This is a genomic window from Acinetobacter sp. FY731, assembly GCF_059515905.1.
Genome location: NZ_JCAKNB010000007.1, coordinates 104,748 through 122,917 on the forward strand (window position 1 = coordinate 104,748; position 18,170 = coordinate 122,917).

The 18,170-nt window shown below is 35.0% G+C and carries 17 protein-coding genes; 5 read left to right on the forward strand and 12 right to left on the reverse strand.

Translation table 11 applies throughout. From position 1 onward, the window contains the following. Nucleotides 1-14 precede the first annotated feature (14 nt). Complete coding sequence (locus AC5YC8_RS10455; protein WP_496164473.1) at nt 15-794, forward strand: hydroxypyruvate isomerase family protein; 780 nt, start codon at nt 15-17, stop codon at nt 792-794. Nucleotides 795-885: 91 nt separating this feature from the next. After that, on the forward strand, nt 886-1,287 hold the full coding sequence (rsfS, locus tag AC5YC8_RS10460; protein WP_496116354.1) for a ribosome silencing factor: 402 nt from the start codon (nt 886-888) through the stop codon (nt 1,285-1,287). Nucleotides 1,288-1,360: 73 nt separating this feature from the next. Here the strand turns inward: rsfS and AC5YC8_RS10465 are convergent, their stop codons facing one another. The 5 genes from AC5YC8_RS10465 to AC5YC8_RS10485 all read right to left on the reverse strand — a co-directional run bounded on the left by AC5YC8_RS10465 (nt 1,361) and on the right by AC5YC8_RS10485 (nt 6,560). Next, nucleotides 1,361-1,972 (reverse strand): hypothetical protein, encoded by a 612-nt coding sequence (locus tag AC5YC8_RS10465; RefSeq protein ID WP_496116353.1) that lies wholly within the window; start codon nt 1,970-1,972, stop codon nt 1,361-1,363. An 11-nt stretch (nt 1,973-1,983) separates the two neighbouring features. Further along, nucleotides 1,984-3,321, reverse strand: coding sequence for an ammonium transporter (locus AC5YC8_RS10470; RefSeq protein WP_496164474.1), 1,338 nt, complete (start codon nt 3,319-3,321; stop codon nt 1,984-1,986). A 330-nt stretch (nt 3,322-3,651) separates the two neighbouring features. Next, nucleotides 3,652-5,094 carry an NAD(P)(+) transhydrogenase (Re/Si-specific) subunit beta gene (locus tag AC5YC8_RS10475; protein WP_496116349.1) on the reverse strand — a complete coding sequence of 481 codons (1,443 nt, stop codon included), beginning with the start codon at nt 5,092-5,094 and terminating at the stop codon, nt 3,652-3,654. A gap of 3 nt (nt 5,095-5,097) precedes the next feature. After that, nucleotides 5,098-5,421, reverse strand: coding sequence for a proton-translocating transhydrogenase family protein (locus AC5YC8_RS10480; protein WP_004783638.1), 324 nt, complete (start codon nt 5,419-5,421; stop codon nt 5,098-5,100). 11 nt (nt 5,422-5,432) lie between these two features. Further along, nucleotides 5,433-6,560 (reverse strand): Re/Si-specific NAD(P)(+) transhydrogenase subunit alpha, encoded by a 1,128-nt coding sequence (locus AC5YC8_RS10485; protein WP_496164475.1) that lies wholly within the window; start codon nt 6,558-6,560, stop codon nt 5,433-5,435. A 795-nt stretch (nt 6,561-7,355) separates the two neighbouring features. Here AC5YC8_RS10485 and AC5YC8_RS10490 point away from each other — a divergent pair. Both AC5YC8_RS10490 and AC5YC8_RS10495 read left to right on the forward strand, forming a co-directional pair. Continuing rightward, nucleotides 7,356-8,279: a DMT family transporter gene (locus AC5YC8_RS10490; RefSeq protein ID WP_496164476.1), complete on the forward strand. Its 924-nt coding sequence runs from the start codon at nt 7,356-7,358 to the stop codon at nt 8,277-8,279. A 138-nt stretch (nt 8,280-8,417) separates the two neighbouring features. Continuing rightward, a complete protein-coding gene (locus AC5YC8_RS10495; RefSeq protein WP_496116346.1) occupies nt 8,418-9,605 on the forward strand; it encodes an MFS transporter in 1,188 nt (395 codons plus the stop codon). Here the strand turns inward: AC5YC8_RS10495 and AC5YC8_RS10500 are convergent. Genes AC5YC8_RS10500 through ecpA form a run of 6 tightly spaced genes read right to left on the reverse strand, consistent with a single transcriptional unit; the run spans nt 9,602 to nt 15,819 of the window. Next, nucleotides 9,602-10,288: a fimbria/pilus periplasmic chaperone gene (locus AC5YC8_RS10500; RefSeq protein ID WP_496164477.1), complete on the reverse strand. Its 687-nt coding sequence runs from the start codon at nt 10,286-10,288 to the stop codon at nt 9,602-9,604. The two genes, AC5YC8_RS10495 and AC5YC8_RS10500, sit on opposite strands and share 4 nt — an antisense overlap. A gap of 12 nt (nt 10,289-10,300) precedes the next feature. Then, nucleotides 10,301-11,962: a fimbrial adhesin EcpD family protein gene (locus tag AC5YC8_RS10505; protein WP_496164478.1), complete on the reverse strand. Its 1,662-nt coding sequence runs from the start codon at nt 11,960-11,962 to the stop codon at nt 10,301-10,303. Continuing rightward, the gene (locus AC5YC8_RS10510) at nt 11,955-14,459 is read right to left on the reverse strand and encodes a CS1-pili formation C-terminal domain-containing protein (protein WP_496164479.1); all 2,505 of its coding nucleotides are present in this window, start codon (nt 14,457-14,459) and stop codon (nt 11,955-11,957) included. The genes AC5YC8_RS10505 and AC5YC8_RS10510 overlap by 8 nt, the downstream gene beginning before the upstream one ends. A 4-nt stretch (nt 14,460-14,463) precedes the next feature. After that, nucleotides 14,464-14,775: an EcpB family pilus assembly chaperone gene (locus tag AC5YC8_RS10515; protein WP_496164480.1), complete on the reverse strand. Its 312-nt coding sequence runs from the start codon at nt 14,773-14,775 to the stop codon at nt 14,464-14,466. Further along, the gene (locus AC5YC8_RS10520; RefSeq protein WP_496164481.1) at nt 14,724-15,146 is read right to left on the reverse strand and encodes a hypothetical protein; all 423 of its coding nucleotides are present in this window, start codon (nt 15,144-15,146) and stop codon (nt 14,724-14,726) included. Before AC5YC8_RS10520 ends, AC5YC8_RS10515 begins: the two co-directional genes overlap by 52 nt. Nucleotides 15,147-15,201: 55 nt before the next feature. Then, complete coding sequence (gene ecpA, locus AC5YC8_RS10525; RefSeq protein WP_496164482.1) at nt 15,202-15,819, reverse strand: common pilus major fimbrillin subunit EcpA; 618 nt, start codon at nt 15,817-15,819, stop codon at nt 15,202-15,204. Nucleotides 15,820-16,317: 498 nt separating this feature from the next. Here ecpA and dusA point away from each other — a divergent pair, with 498 nt between their 5' ends. After that, a complete protein-coding gene (gene dusA, locus AC5YC8_RS10530) occupies nt 16,318-17,331 on the forward strand; it encodes a tRNA dihydrouridine(20/20a) synthase DusA (RefSeq protein WP_496164483.1) in 1,014 nt (337 codons plus the stop codon). 32 nt (nt 17,332-17,363) lie between these two features. Here dusA and AC5YC8_RS10535 read toward each other — a convergent pair whose 3' ends face one another. Continuing rightward, the gene (locus tag AC5YC8_RS10535; protein ID WP_496164484.1) at nt 17,364-18,134 is read right to left on the reverse strand and encodes a tRNA threonylcarbamoyladenosine dehydratase; all 771 of its coding nucleotides are present in this window, start codon (nt 18,132-18,134) and stop codon (nt 17,364-17,366) included. Nucleotides 18,135-18,170: the final 36 nt, after the last annotated feature.

Genomic DNA, 18,170 nt, shown 5'->3' on the forward strand with positions numbered 1-18,170 from the left:
TAAGGAGCTATCGCATGTCTAAACTCGCAGTTAATCTTTCTATGATTTTTACTGAAGTTCCACTAATTGAGCGTTTTACTTTAGCAAAAGAACACGGTTTTCAACATATTGAAATTCAATTTCCCTATGAACTGAGTATTGAAGATATTCAAGCCCAATTAAAACAACATGATTTAAGCCTTTGCCTGATTAACGTTCCTGCGGGAGATTTAATGCAAGGTGGCAATGGCTTAGCAGGTATTCCTGGTAAAGAAACTGAATTTCATCAAGCTTTAAAACTTGCTATTGAATATGCAACTGCGCTCAATGTGCCAAGTATTAATATTTTGGCAGGTAAACAGCCATTAGATGCAGACCTTTTACCGTGTTTAAATACACTTTCTAGCAACTTAAAACTTGCTTGCCATTTGTTTGCTGAACATGACATTCAGCCTGTTTTTGAAATGATTAATGGCACAGATATGCCACGGTTTCTAGTTCAAAATATTGCTCAAGCTCAAGAAATACTTGAAGCAATTCAAAACCCAAGACTTAAAATGCAGTTTGATTGTTACCATATGGCAATGATGGGAGAAAATGTTTTAGAAGCTTTGCAAGAGAATATTGGTGAAATTGGACATATTCAATTCGCAGATTGCCCAAATAGACACGAACCCGATACAGCAAATATTGCTTATTCTGAACTTTTTAATTGGTTGAGGAATAGCAAATATGAAGGTTTTGTTGCCGCCGAATACAAGCCATCAAAGAGCTCAACGCTTTCTTTTGATTGGAAAAAGAAATATTTTGCTTAGGCTACATGAACCTAAAAATAGATTCGATTGAATTTTAGCTAAAAAACAGCTATATTAGAACATGCCTAATTGTCAGGAAATTATACCGTTTATGAATTTAGAACCATCGCCTGGCGCTTCTAATTCTCACGATCTCAAAATGAATTCTCAAAGTAAAGACGTACAAGCTTGCTTGAAAGTTGTACACGAAGCTCTTCTAGATGTAAAAGCAAAAGAAATTGTTGAACTCGATATTAGCAGCATTAGCAATGTAGCAGATGCTATTGTTATTGCGAGCGGTACTTCAACTCGTCATGTTAAATCTCTTGCAGATAACGTTGCTGAAGAAGCACGTAAAGCTGGCTTCCGCCCTATTGGTGTTGAAGGTGAGCGTGATGCAGAGTGGATCCTTGTGGATCTTGGGTTTGTTGTGGTGCATTTAATGCTTCCAACAGCTCGTAAATTCTATGATTTAGAAAGCTTATGGCGCGCTACTCCAGAATCTGCAGTTTAAGCGATATAGCAATAAAAAAAGCGGCTCAATAGCCGCTTTTTTTATTGTCTCAATTTTTATCTTTTATCTAAAATTAAAGTAATACATGCATATCTACATTTGGATAGTTTTGCTTTGTTCTCTCTTTAAGTTGTGCATATACATGGTCTGCTTTGGGTGGTCCAAAATATTCACAATATACTTCATACAATGCTGTAATGAAGTTTGCATACGACTCAACAGGTATAAAATCTAAAAAAACCTTTTCATTGATTTTTGAATGCGTTAAAAGCTCAAACTTAGACTGAGATAAAGCGTTATATACGTCTAAATTAAACTCTTCAAAGTTCTTAAAAGGTACTGTTTTACACAGCTCTTGAACAAAAAACATAAATGCATCATAGGTTTGTTTAGATAAAGCTACATTATTTAATGTCGAATCTTTTGAAGAATAAAGCAAAGTATCTTTTTCAATAGACGATAACTCACCTAATACTTTCTTTAAAATATCCTTTTTAAAAAAGCGCAACTCATCTGTATTACATATTTCCGTCAAAAATTTATTCAATACAAATGGAGGCTGATCACCATATTCATCTTCCCAGTAATTTAAGACTTGTTGTAATGCTGTCTCATTCATATAAGGACTTAAACCGCGACCTATTGCCTCACGCTTTTGTGTACGGCTCAATAATTGGCTCGACATGTTTTAGCTCCTTAATGACGCTTGTGAATATTATCTGTTTCAAAAGTCACATCTTTTTGAAACTCTGGATAAGATAATTCGGCATGTTCTGTGTAATCCAAACCGCGTTGCTCATGCTGCTTCTCTACACGCAAACCGCCCAACACTATATTTAGAATTTTAAATACGATAAAAGCCATACCAAAACCCCAAGCAAATGCAGATACCACACCCAATGCTTGAACAATTAAAATATCCGAATTAAACATATTGTTTTCTAGGAATAACCCGGCTGCCATCGTTCCCCAAGCACCACAAAAACCATGTACAGTCACTGCATCAACCACATCATCTAAGCGTAGTTTTTCCATTAAATATGGCAAAGTACTTACCACAAGACCTGCAAAAGCACCTGTAAGAACTGCGTAAATTGGTGTCATTGATGCACAACCCGCAGTAATAGCAACTAACCCACCTAAAGATGCATTAATGGTTGTTTTCAATAAAATTGCTTTACCACGAAGTAAGGCGTAAATCATATAGGTGACTGCCGAAGCACATGCCGCTAAATGTGTATTTAGTGCAATTCGACCAATACTCACATCTGCATTAATTGTCGAACCTGCATTAAAACCAAACCAAGCCAACCATAAAATAAAACCACCCAATGCTACTAATGGCATGTTATGACCCGCTAAGTAATGACTTTGACCATTTTTACCAAAACGACCTAAACGTGGACCTAAAACAATAATTCCTGCAAATGCAACCCAACCACCCATTGAATGCACAACCGTTGAACCTGCAAAATCAATAAATCCGAGCTGCTTTAACCAACCTTCTCCATTAAACAAACCACCCCAAGCCCAACTACCAAATACTGGATAAATAAAACCTGAAACAACTACTGCACTCACTACATACGCAACAAAATGAATTCGCTCAGCCATTGCACCACTTGCGATTGTTGTCGCTGTTGCAGCAAACATCATTTGGAAAAATAATAAATTCCAATTCCAATCTTCTAAATCATTTGGTGCAAAATGGCTAAAACCGAACCATCCTGTAGAATTCACACCAAACATTAAACCAAAGCCAACCAACCAAAAAACTAATCCGCCTAAACAGGCATCCATATAGTTTTTCATTAATACATTGACTGTGTTTTTACTTCGTACAGAACCACTTTCCACAAGTGCAAACCCTGCCTGCATAAAAAATACTAAAATACCCCCCAAAATGACCCATACACTATCAAGTGAAATACGTATTTCTTGAATATTTTTTGCTGTTGTTACAACTGTCTCATCAGCCCAAGCCGTAGAACACATTGCCATAAGTAGCAATGCTAAATAATTTATTTTTTTCATGCACAATCCCCCAAGATTGCAGCGTGCAATTGCAACAAATATGCCAATTTATTCTTCTATTTTTTATTTTCTTTAAAATCATAAACTCACAGATAAATCATATTTCATAATGGTATGCAAAAGCACATATAAGATTTTTGCTTTTATATTTCACAAGATTATTCATCTATTAGTGCACCATTAAAAACACACCTGATTTTTTATGCTTCAACAACATACAAATCCTCCATTTCCTAGAATATCTCCTCTTTTAAATGAATAGTTAATACAATTTTTAAAATAAAAAAAACCGCCCAAAGGCGGTTTAATTTTTATGAACTAAATTGATGATTAGTGACCATTACCATTAATGGCTTTTGTCATATCTTCGACCACTTTTTTCGCATCACCAAAAATCATCATTGTTTTGTCATTGTAGAATAGGTCATTGTCTAAACCTGCATAACCAGTTGCCATTGAACGCTTAATTACCATAATTGTGCGTGCCTTATGTGCTTCTAAAATCGGCATACCATAAATTGGTGAGTTCGGATCATCTTTTGCAGCTGGATTCACAACGTCATTTGCACCAATCACAAGTACAACATCCGTTGCAGGGAAATCTGAATTAATTTCATCCATTTCCAAGATGTCTTCATAAGGTACATCTGCTTCAGCTAAAAGTACGTTCATGTGTCCCGGCATACGACCTGCTACAGGATGAATTGCAAAACGAACTGTCACACCTTGTTCTTTTAACAAATTAGCCAATTCTTTAACTGCATTTTGTGCACGACCTTGCGCCATACCATAGCCTGGTACAATCACAACGCTATCCGCATTCGACATTAAGAAACCAGCATCATCTGCCGAACCAGAACGATGATTACGTGGTGCTTTATCTCCTGCTTCTACAGCAACGGTTGTTCCACCCATTGCTCCACCAAATAAAACATTAATAATTGAACGGTTCATGGCTTTACACATAATGTAAGACAGAATTGCACCTGATGAACCCACAAGTGAACCCGCAACAATCAACATATTATTTTCTAAGGTAAAACCAATACCTGCTGCTGCCCAACCCGAAAATGAATTCAGTAATGAAACAACAACTGGCATATCACCGCCACCTACAGGCGCAATCCATACCCAACCAAATGCAAGTGCAAGACCCGTCATTGCCCAGAAAGAGGTCATATTTCCTGTGAGGAAAAAATGAATACCCGCTGCGACCATCGCAATGAAAATCAATGCTTGAACTGGTTTAACCCACGCACCTGAAATGGTCTTAGCCCATTTTTTTGCAGCCAATTTACCGTAAGCGAATACAGATGCTGTAAAGGTAATTGCCCCAACAAAACAACCTACAAATAATTCAAATAAATGAACTTTACTCATCTCATGGAAGTTAACACCATTTGCTTGAAGTAAATTAGCATCCATTTTTGCTAATTCATTATTATGAATGATGGCAGCCACTGCAATTAGTACCGCAGCCAAACCCACTAATGAGTGCATTAATGCAACTGTTTCAGGCATTTGTGTCATTGGTACTGTACGTGCACGCGCAATACCTACAATTGCACCTAGCACCATTGCACCTACAATCATCCAAACCACAGGATTTTCAGCAACAAAAAATGTTGTGAGTACTGCAATTGCCATTGCGATCATACCGTAGCGGTTTCCTGCAATTGCTGTTTTAGGTCCAGATAAACCTCGTAGCGTTAAAATAAAAAGTACGGCGCCAATAAGATAAAACCAATCTGCATATTCTCGAATGAAATCCATGTCTTAACCCTCTTTTTTCTTTTGCTTTGGTTTAAACATTTCAAGCATACGTGCAGTTACTGCAAAGCCACCAAAAATATTGATGCTTGCAAGAAATACTGCAATTGCTCCTAACACACTCACAACATTAATGGTTTGGAAATCTACACTACCTTCAACACCAACCATAGGTAAGCCAACAGTTTGAATCATTGCTCCTACAATAATGATTGATGAAAGTGCGTTTGTTACTGCCATTAATGGCGTATGTAAAGCAGGTGTAACACCCCAAACCACGTAGTAACCAACAAAAATGGCTAAGACAAAAATTGTAATAGTTTCAACCATGAAAATTCTCCTTAACCACGTTTGAATAGCAATGAGCCACTATGAGTAATAAGCAATGCTTTTTGAATTTCATCTTCTTGATTAATTACAAAATTCTTTTCTGCATTAAAAAGTGTTTCAACAAAATTAAAAACATTACGCGCATAAAGTGCAGATGCTTCTGTTGCAACAGTCGATGGAATATTCGGAACACCTAAAATTTTCACACCATTTTCAGTCACAACCGTTTCACCACAGACAGAACCCTCAACATTTCCACCTGTTTCTACAGCCATATCTAAAACAACTGAACCTGGTTTCATTTTGGCAACTGTTTCAGCTTTAATTAAGCGTGGTGCATCACGACCAGGTAAAAGTGCTGTAGTAATTACGATATCTGCATTTGAAACAGCTTTATCCACAATTGCCGCTTGATCACGAATGTATTCTTCGCCCGGCATCCAGCCATAACCATTTTTTGCTGCATCCGCTGCTTTTTGTTGTTCTTCTTCAGACATTGGTACGTCTAACCACTTACCACCTAAAGATTCAACTTGGTCTTTTGCTGTTGGACGTAAGTCTGTTGCCTCCACCACAGCACCTAAGCGCTTCGCAGTTGCAATCGCTTGTAATCCTGCAACACCAACACCCATAATCACAACACGTGCAGGTTTTACTGTACCTGCTGCGGTCATTAACATAGGGAACATACGTTGATATTCAGTTGCTGCTAAGAGCACAGACTTATAACCTGAAAGATTCGCTTGAGATGACAACACATCCATGTTTTGCGCACGAGATAATGTTCGGGGCAATAGCTCTAATGCAAATGCTGTAACTTGTTTTGCTGCAAATTGATCTAGCTCTGTATTTCGATAAGGATCAAACATAGCAACGATAGTACTGTTAGGTGCTAACTTTTGAATTTCATCACCCTTCGGCGCACGAACCTTCAAAATAATCTGACTACCTGCATAGGCATCATCAACAACTTTTGCACCTACTTGTTCAAAAGCACTATTTACATAAGCGGCTTTCACACCTGCATTGCGTTCAATGACTACTGTATGTCCTATACCAATCAACTTTTTTACAGTCTCTGGTGTAGCGGCAATTCGGTTTTCACCGACAATAGTTTCTGCTGGAATTCCTATCTGCATGAGCATCCCTCAAGCTAATTTTTCTTTAGTAAACACTGCAAATATGCAGCATTCCCCTCAAGATTTAATTTCTTTGTTTTTTGGATTCTAATCAAAGTTTTTCAAATTACTACCTACTATTTATTTAATAAATATAAGAATTTTGAACTGACAATTCATAAAAATTTTTATGTCTTTTTATAACTTATATGGCTTAACTAATATAAATAAGGTCTTTTTTACAGAAAAAATAAAGTCAAATTTATGTTAAAAGTCATAATTTTTACAGACAAATACCTTTTGTTTTTTCGATTAAATTTTAAACTTGTATTTCTGACAGAAAAGATCAACTTTTCAATATATTTTTATTATTTAAAATTCCTAATAACAATACCGCTTATACAACCTTTTGCTCATAAAATTTTAATCATATTGACTTAATTGACATCGACCTCTTGATCAAACCAACATAAAATTTAATTTTCATTCATGCTATCTTCATTCAAAAATTAAGCTAAAAAATAGAGCCCTCACATCTTCTCCAAAGCCTTAAAAAATTATGCTTATTGTGCAATTTGCTTAAATTAAGAATAGTGACAAATGAAAATGTTTCAAAAAATATATATTTAGCCATTTAGACAATTTATATCGGATCACTTTTTGCACTATTTTTGTGCATGCTTAAGTTTAAGCTCAAACTACCCTCTCTCGTTCCATTCCAATAGGTTTTAAGGAGCATCATTTTTTTGCATTTAAACTCTTTGATATAAAACTTTATACTGTTTTCACCAACCGTCCCTCTATATATTTAACACAATGAATTTAGCTTTTTCAAAAAACCAAGTTGGGACTCTTTTTGCAGTAACAGCTGCATTTTTATTTAGCACCAAAGCCATTTTTATTAAACAAGCTTATGAATTATCGCCATTAGTCGATGGCACCGTGCTTATGGCATTAAGAATGCTCAGTTCGCTACCTTTCTTTTTATTATTGGTTTGGCTTAATAGATCACACAGTAAAAATATTGCCGCAAAAGATTGGGGAATTTTAGTTGTTGCAGGCTTAATTGGTTATTATCTTTCTAGTTGGCTAGATTTCGCAGGGCTAATGTATATCAGTGCATCATTAGAGCGCATTATTTTATTTCTATATCCAACATTAACTGTTATTGCGACCAGTTTTATTTATAAAAAGCCTTTAAGTGCTCAAAATATTTTTGCTATTTCTTTAAGCTATGGTGGTACCGTTATTGTCATGTTACAAGAACAAAGTAATGTGCCACATGAAGGTAATTTTTGGTTAGGTGCAAGTTTAGTCTTTGCGAGTGCTATTTGCTTTGCAACTTACTTATTACTTACGCCACGTTTAATTCGTCAATTTGGATCTTGGAATTTTAGTGGCTTAGCTTTAAGTATTGCCTGTATTGGTATGCTGACACATTATTGTATTGCAACTCCCAATCCTATTGGTTTACTTGTTTCTCTTCCATCGAGTGTTATTTGGTATGGATTCGCTTTAGGCGTATTGGTTACGGTTTTACCAACAATTTTAGTCGCTCAAAGTATTGCTCGACTGGGTGCATCTCAAACCGCCATGATTGCATCGATTGGACCCATTTTAACAATTATTCTAGCAACATTATTCTTAGGTGAAAGCTTAAATGCTATTCAATGGTTTGGCTGTGCTTTAAATATTATAGGTGTGCTGATGATCACATTAGCCAAGAAAAAACTTTCATAAATACAATAATCATGAACCACATTGTATGTCATGATGATGCGCTTTTTAAGCGCTGATTATTTAGGATACACCTTAATATTTAGCCTGATTTTATTCAATGAATTCTTGCTCATTTTTGAGTATTGCAAAGGAAGTTACATGCAGTTAAAAGTAGATATTAGTCAAGATAAAGCCTTGCTTTGGTTAATGGCTATTGCATGTGGTCTTTGTGCTGGGGCAAATTATTATTCACAACCTTTAATTCACTCTATTCACCTTTATTTTCAAGTACCAGAAGATCAAGTCGCTCTCACCGTCACATTTGCACAAATTTCTTATGCACTCGGTTTGCTCTTTATTGTTCCTATTGGAGATATCGTCAATAAAACCAAACTTATTCCGTTGCTAATGTTTTTAGCCTCTTTGAGTTTGTTTTTATGCGCATTTTCTACAAGTCTGCCTATGCTTTGGATTGGTACGGTTTTAACGGGGCTATTTTCAGTCGCAGCTCAAGTACTTATTCCCTTTGCTACCATGGCAGTTTCTCAAAAGAAAATTGGTGAAGTTATTGGCTTGCTCATGAGTGGTTTATTGGTTGGTATTTTATTATCGACAAGTTTGGCAGGATTACTTTCCAACCTATATAACTGGAAAGTAATTTATTTTGTTAGTGCTATTTTCATGCTGTTTCTAGCAATTTTTTTAAAGAAAAAGCTCCCAATTTTGCCTATTTCAAAACTGCATTATGGTGAAATTTTACTCTCCATGGGGCAACTACTAAAATATGAAAAGCGCTTAGTATTTCGTTCATTTACAGGTGCATTTGCATTTGCTTCTATGAGCGTATTATTTTCAACTATTGCCTTATTACTTAAATCTAAATTTTATTTGTCCGACATGCTTGTTGGTGTTGTGACATTAGTAGGGGTGTTTGGTGCACTTTCCACTAAAAAAATTGGACAATTTGCAGATCGTGGCTTTACCCAAAAAATTACTTTACTCGGCTTATTGACGCTTGCAATTAGTTGGATTTTTCTCTATTTCGGAAAGTACTCATTAATGAGTTACATTTTGGGCTTTGGCGTAATTAACTTAGGTTTAGCTCTTATTCATACAAGTAATCAAAACATTGTTTTTCGCTTAAAAGAAGATGCAAAATCACGTATTAATTCCATTTATATGACGATGTACTTTTTAGGTGGTGCTACAGGTTCAGCTTTAGGCGTTTACGCATGGCAACATGGCGGTTGGGACACAAGTTGCATAGTTGGATTCAGCTTAGTGCTTTTATCTGCATGTTTTGCATTTCTAGATAAATATTGGTTATTTAAAACCAATCAGCCTTAACGCTTTTCATTAAAACAAGCTTTATCTAAAGGTACATATCTTTTATTGGCAATAATAAATTTTTTATTATTTTTAACACTAATATCTGTAAAGCTTTCCCCTGGTAACATATAGAAATGGTTTGCATCATCATCTGTACCATTACAACCATTTTGAATAATCACACGAAAAAAAGTATTCCCAGTATTTCGAATGAGTCCTTGCTCTTCATCAATCTCATATTTGAATATTTGCTTACGTGGACGAACAATTAAAATTGTACTCATAGATACTGTTGGAAAAAATGATGTTGCATTATTTTGAGATTGAATAGCTATCGTCGTTAATGGTGTTTCTTTAAATACAACACGGTAATAACGTTCTTTATCATCCTCGGGGCCAATATATAAAATTTTAAAATAATTGAAAGTATTCGCATCAATTTTCAATCTTGCAGGTGTATAGACCAAATCTCGACTTTCTTCTTGGATTCGATTTTCACCCTGTACACCTGGCTTATCAATTTTGAAAGATTTGACTTCATACATATTTGAAGTCTTTGTATCATTGCTTACTGGTTTCGCAATAAATTTTTCGCTCGACAACATTTCATAAATAAAAGATGAAAAATAGGCAGCCGATGCAGACTGCGCTATATACAATAAGCCAATCACAAACAATATCTTCTTAGTTACTTTTTTCATCTTAGACCTATTCTATTTATGTCGCTTACCAGCTTCAACACCAATCCATTTAGCTTCTACTTTTACATCACCTTCAGCATGGACAGTTCCTATCCAATCATTGCCATCAAGACTCAAATCAGAAATTGGATCATTCATTGGAAATGACAACTTTAAATCGGTTGAGTAGAAGAAACCTGATTGCTGCTCATCCCAAGGTACAGCAGTCCAATTCGCCGTAGTCATATCTATTTTTTTACTTTCATCACATCCACTATATTCTGATTGTGCTGCACCCTGTTCATCTTTAAATGATAAAAATGCAGGAATAGCAACCTGAGTCTTTTCATCATCAGACTTAAATAAACAATATTTTTGTCCATTTTTCACCGTGCTATCACCCACGACATGAGCGGTGACAATATCCGCTTTTTGTGGTGCCGACTGCGTAACTTTATAATCAAAATCAATTGGTTGAGAATCTCCAATCACACCTTCAGCAGATGTCGAATTTAGATCTTTAGGTTTTATACTTATACTATATTCACGAGGAATAATTTCGACATTCATTGCTGTACGAAATTGATAGTAGCCTGATTGTGGTGCCACAATGTTATAAAGCATGAATGTAAAAACATCATCAATATCTGATGTTGTACCACTAGCGGTTAAAATTTTCTTAAAAAATGCTTTACTAAACATAACCTCAATATAGCCAGAACCTTGTACGAACATATCTTTCAATACATTCCCTTGATAGTTATATGGCATCCATACATTTTTTCCTGCTTGAATTTGCATATCTCGTTCTGCTGGAGTAAATCCTAAAGCATCATTATTCAACACCATATAAAAGCGTAAAGCTGAACTAAATTTAGATAAATCACCTTTTAAATTATATTTTGCCATTTTACAGACAATACCTTCTTTCTGATCAGGTAAACCCGCAGAGTTAATTACTTCATATCTACAAAATTCAGCATCTTGAGTTAATGAAGGAGTACCATCAGATCCAACCCAAATTTCACTATAAGCTTTTGTATCTTCAAGAGTTAAATGTCCTATTTTCGTTGCTTCTAATTGCATTACACGCCAAACAGACCCTACGGCTTGAGGTAAATCTTTACAGCGCTCCCCTTTTTTAGGATCGTATTCTTGTTTGGTATAACACACATTCATTTGAATGGTATCCGTTACACCAATCGATTGATTTTTAAAAAATTCATATGCACCTGCAGCAAATGAACCTCGTAAATAAGCCCCTCCATCTTCCCCGATGGTAATTTTAGATTTATAAGACCCTTTATCATCCATAAACTCAGGGACTATATATCCCACAGATGGACAAGCAGCTGTAATTGCCCAACATCGTGAACCTTGAAATGGATTTTTAATTGAACTGTTTTCTAACCAATAATCAACATAACTATTGGCTGGCATGTATTCATTATTACCCATATAGCCAAGTGATGTTTGATTCGTTTTACCAATCCGTGCCCAAACATTTGCACCTGTAAAACGTGGATCTAATAAAATAGAAGATAAGAAGTGTTCATTATCATATTGGTTATCAATAAAAATATAACTTTGTTTTCCCATATTTGTTACAGGCAATGGACTTAATGCGTGTACCAAACTTGAGAGTAAAATATAATTCGATGCAATAAAAACAACTCTTTTTATTAATTTATTCACTATCTATTTCCTCAAAAGTTTTAAGACCATTCTTCTCTACACAAGTCAAATCACCTAACCATACAGCACCACGTACTTTGCTTAAATCGAGTTTTATTTCACATGTTGCTCTATCACCGTCAAGTACAATCAATTGTGGATAGCGTTTATCTACATCAATTGAGAACTCTCCACGATCATCAATTTGAGCTTTGCTAATTTTACTTTGTAGTACTTTATTACTAATTAAATGACCATTCAAAGAATGTATACGACCAAAAACAGTCACCATCTGCTTAATATCTGGCTGAATAAGAGAGACATTACCTGGATAAAGAACAATTGTACTTTTTCGACCTTTCCCAATAGATACAGTATCTACCGACTTTTTATTGTTTATCAATTCAACCGTATATTCTTTATAAGGACTTAATGGAATAAAATTTTTACGACCAGTTAACGTAAAATCTTGCCCATTAATAAGAGCACTCATTGAACTTTTGTCTTTTAAACCAGTATTAATAATGACACCAGAGTTTAAATTTTTATTCCCTAGCGCCAATTGCATACCTGAAGTTGCTATTGAACCTTGGCTAGTATAGTTCGCAGAATAACTATTCTGTGAGCCATTTACAGAGATTGTTCCAGTATTATATTTAGCCTCATAACCTAAATAGCCTGATGCCATGAAGTCATCATTATTTATATCGTAATTTTTACGGTCAACAACTTGTGATATATCGACCCCAACATTTGTAATAACACCTTTATCAAAAGTTTGTTTATAGTTTGCTGTAGCCAATAAATTATTATTACGACTACTTAAACCTGCACCAAACCATTTTGAAAATGGAAGCTTCAAGTCAAAGAAGATGTATTTATCATTAAAACTTTGCTGATCTTCATAATGTGACTTTTGCATTCCAGTACGAAAACTTACATCGGCATACTTTAAGTTAAATAAATTTTGTAGATACTCAACACTCATAGTTGAGCCTTTACGCTCAATATCTTCAGAATAACTTGTCGATATATAACCCAACTTGTTATAAATCTGTTTTAAATTCAAAGACAAACCTAAGTCATAACTATCAACTTCCGTGAAAGATAAACTTTTCCCCATTTCACTTTTACTGCGGACAGCCCATACACTCCCATAACCTTTAGGAAAGCTATAATTAACGGCTAAAGAGGTTTTATAAGAAGAATCTGAAGCTAGCATAGTTTGGGCATTGATAGATGTATTCCAAGGTAAACTCAAATTTCCTTCAACTTCCGTAACAGCATTTTCATCAAATGCATATAAAGTTGAACGAACATTTAAGCCTAATAACACTGGATAATTCTTTGCTAATGCAACACCCATCAACCATGTTTTTTCATTATTTTTATCATTCAAACTATTTTTTTGGCGAGCACTATACTCTAATACCCCACCAAATACTTGCCAATCAAGGACACCCGTTTGTGTGGAATTTCGAGATTGAGTTTTATTAACTTGTGCTGATGTCGAACCAATTTGTTGTCCATTAACAAATGTCTTAACTTCTACGTTATATACACCATACGGCAAGCCCGAAGTATCAACCTCATGACTCCCCATAGAAAAATTCTGAATACTAAGTAATCGTCCATCACGATAAAGTTGTACAGTTCCTGCACTTGGTAAAAATACAATGATTGGAACTAAGGTTTGAGCCTTATCATGGATAGCTGTGTCACTTTTATTACCATACGTTGCACCATAAATTTTACTTGTATTAAGTGCATTTAAGCTTGCAATAGATTGCATGCTCCATGTATCCATCATACCTACAGCAAAACGGTTACCACCATAATCTCGCTCGTACATCGCACGATATAAATCTGCTGAGGTATTATTATCACCTAGACCATAGATAGCTCCATTTACAAGTAAATGATGCTCTCGAAATGATGTCGTACTATCTAAATTCAAATAACTTGATGATTTTTCCACACCGTTATTATTGTTATAAGATGAACCCAACCGATAATTAAAAACTGAAGAAATACGGTCAGAGGTTGATTCTGCTAAAATATCTTTACGTGCAATATAAGCCGTTCCTAAAGCACTCTTACTTACAAACAACTCAAGATATAATGCTTGTAAATCTAGTTTTAGTTTTGCATCTGTAGAAACATGAATATTTAAGTCATCATCAAAAGCTTCTTTTAACTTTAATAATTCTGCCTGAACTTGTACAGAAAGCTCTGTAGATTCATTCGCATCATCAAATTGAACTTGATCAATAAATAGTTGTCCATTTTTATAAATTACAATCGCTTCAGCAATTTTTTGTTTACTTTTTTCATTTTGTAATTGAGTGTCTTCATCTAGCTTCACATATATTGGGACTGAAAGCCCCTGCATAAGTGTCTGTGATAATAATGATGGTAACTTAAATTGACCAATCTGTATTTGACTTACAGTATTACTTGCAAAGACAGTTGGTGCACATATAAGTACCATCATTCCATATAAATATGAGATTTTCATTTTTTTATTTATTTACCACATTTACATATTTATCATTATGCCAAATACCAACATGAGATTTTGATGAGCGAATATCTACATGTTGCAGCTTAATCATAGTATTTGGCATTACATAATAACGCTCTCGACATCCTTTATTATTAATATCCTTATTAGGATCTAAACATTTCCCAGCAGCAACAATTCGAAAACTTACATTACCTGTATTCGTTACAGCACCATTTTTATATTGATATTCAAATTTTTCTTGACGAGGAGCAACCACTAAAATTGTATTAATTTGAGCAGATGTAGATGCTTGAGCACCTTTTTCCACTTTATTATTACCAGTATTAAAATAGGTGCATCGATCCAGGATAGGCGATAATAACGCTCTACTTGGTCTGATGGCCCTTGATATAAAATTTTAAAAACATCCTTAGCTGAACCAGGTAAAACTAAATTTGCTGGCGTTGATAAAATTTCAGTATTTGACTCCATAGGAACTACTTTACCATTCGGTAATGGTGATGAAATTTTAGAAATTTTTAAACCCACATAACGAGCAACATCTGTTGTATTTGCAACATCTTTAGCCAACATAGAATCATTTGATTTCATTATTGCTGTAATATCACCAACATCTACTGCAGCTACATATTGAGAAGTCAGTAAGCAAGTTGCTATACAAAATATTTTTTTGTTCATTTTATTTACCTATTCTAAAGTCATGGGGAGGAAACCGCCCCATGAAATTTACTAATTAACCTTTTGGATTCGGCTCTGGTGGTACAACTGTTGGCATTGTCCAAGTTGCAGTAAATTGAACTGCAACTTCACCATCCCAACTACCATCAGGAAGTTCTTCGAAATCAGTAACTGCTTGACCATCATTTTTTGCTGATTCAACCGTAAATTCAAAAGCAGACTGAGCAGAGGTACGACCTTTACCCGCATATGCTGTTGACTGTGCTAAACCTTCAAGTCCAGCACTTACATTATTAGCCGTATCAATTAATTGAGTTTCAGCATCTTTCTTCAGTGACTCACCATTCCAAGAAACACCGATATCTAAAGTAGATGCATCATCTGTACGCGATAAAGTGTTGTTAATTAATTTAGATGTTAAAGTAAAATCTGTAGCCCCTTCTTGTCCTTGAATCGTTACATCGAAAGCACCAGTCTGGCTGTTAAATCTCTTTGCACCTTCAGCATATTGAAAATTCAATGATTTCATCGGTGTTACAACTAAAGCACTTGTAGTATCTTTTTTTGCTGTTGCATCCCACTTAGCCAATGCCGATGCAGTTACATCAGCAAATGCCGATGTCGTAATAAGTGACGCTGAAAGGATAGGTAATATCGCGAACAATTTTTTCATAGTAATCTCTTAGATCAATGTAAATGAAAACAAGTAAATGGGCATAAATGCCAATTTGCGCACATAATATTTGAATTATTTTACCATTTGATTTTTTTTACACTTATTAGACAATTAAATTAATTATTTTTATCAATTATTTTTATATATTTGTTTTATATGGAATTTTTTTAAAACTTATTAATAAAACTTATTAATAAAACTTAACAATATACTTTTTAAAAGATATATTATTCAACAAAATGAAAGGTCTCATTCATTTTTTGCATATATTATCTATTTATTTAGACAACCATAATTATCTAAATCAATGATCAAAAAAACCATTAACTTATCGTGCCACTTATTATTATCAACAATCTAATCTGTACATTTTTCAAACTATCTTTAGACATATTACTTACACTAAAATACGAACATCATTAGAATACCTAAAAATTAGATTTTTTTTCTAAACACCGTATAATTCGCACTCCTGTTATCTTTTTTAGGTTTTTTATGTCTTCTTCCATCCAGTCTTTAGCGCCACGAATTTCCGTTGCACCCATGATGGATTGGACAACAAAAGACTATCGTTTTTTTGCACGTTTATTTAATCCAAATATCATCATGTATACCGAGATGGTTACTACGGGTGCAATTTTATTTGGTGGTGCAAATCGTCATTTAGACTACAACAATGAAGAACACCCTATTGTTCTACAACTTGGTGGTTCAAATCCGAAAGACCTTGCAACCTGTACAAAAATGGCTCAGGACTGGGGCTATGATGAAGTAAACTTAAATGTAGGTTGCCCTAGTGACCGCGTACAAAACAATAAGATTGGCGCATGTTTAATGGCAGAACCAGATCTTGTTGCAGAGTGTATTGCGGAAATGCGTAATGCTGTCGATATTCCTGTTACAGTAAAACATCGCATTGGTATCGATGACATGCAATCTTATGAAGAAATGTTGCACTTTGTAGATACCGTAGCAAAAACTGGCTGTGATAATTTTATCGTGCATGCACGTATTGCATTATTACAAGGCTTATCACCAAAAGAAAATCGTGATGTTCCGCCTTTACGCTATGAAGATGTATATCGTTTAAAGCAAGATCGCCCAAATCTTCTAATCGAAATCAATGGTGGCGTAAAAACATTTGCTGAAACTCAAGAACATTTAAAGCATGTCGATGGTGTAATGATTGGTCGCGAAGCATATCACAACCCATATTTATTGGCAGAGTTAGGTCAATTGTGGAGTTTAGATATGCCTGATCGTTTTGAAATTATGGATCAAATGATGCCATATATTGCAAAACGTATGGAAGAAGGTGCGCCTCTTTCAATTATCACACGTCATATTTTAGGTCTATTCCAAAACCTACCAGGCGCACGTAAATGGCGCCAATCTTTAAGTGGTGGTAATGCGAAAACTTTTGCCGATGTAGAAAATGCAATTGCCAATATTAAAGAAGCGATGCAGCGCACAGAAGAATATATTCAAAATAAACAAGCTGAATCATAAATAGTTTTTATTAACCAATAAAAAATCGAAGCTTATTGCTTCGATTTTTTTTGATCTAGCTTTTTCAGTACTTCCGCAACAGCAACCATTGCAAAACTAGAGGTCACCACAACAGCAGAACCATAACCACCACAGCGTAAACCTGCACTTGGGCAAACATCCGCACTCGAAAATGGATTATCGATAGAATAGACACAAGTAATGCCAAATTTTTCTTTTGGCTTTTTACAAATACCTTTACTACGTAGTTGAGTACGTAGTTTTGCAAGCATTGGATCTTGTTCAGTTTTAGACAAATCTGCAACTCGAATTTTCAAGGGATCAAGTTTCCCCCCTGCTCCACCAGATACAATTAAGGGAATTTTATTAAAGCGGCAATGTAACATTAAAGCGAGTTTTGCTTTAACGTCATCAATACAATCTAAAATTAAATCTGGCGTATTTTCTAAAATTTCTTTGATGTTTTCAGGCGTTAAATAATCATCAATTAAATTAATTTTAATTCTTGGATTAATTGAACGGCAACGCTCAGCCATGACTTCAATTTTTTCATGCCCTAAAGTAGAAGTCATAGCAGGTAATTGACGATTAATATTAGATGCAGCGACTACATCCATATCAACCAAAGTGAGCTCGCCAATTCCTGTTCTTGCTAAGGCTTCAACAGCCCAAGAACCCACGCCACCAATTCCAATCACCATCACATGACTTTTTTCATAATGATTAAAGGAATCATCTCCATAAATTTTGGCTACACCAGCAAAACGGCGATCGTATTCATCATCTTGGAGAAGTTCAGTCATTGCGCTATAAAATCTAAATTAAAACTATAGTTATTT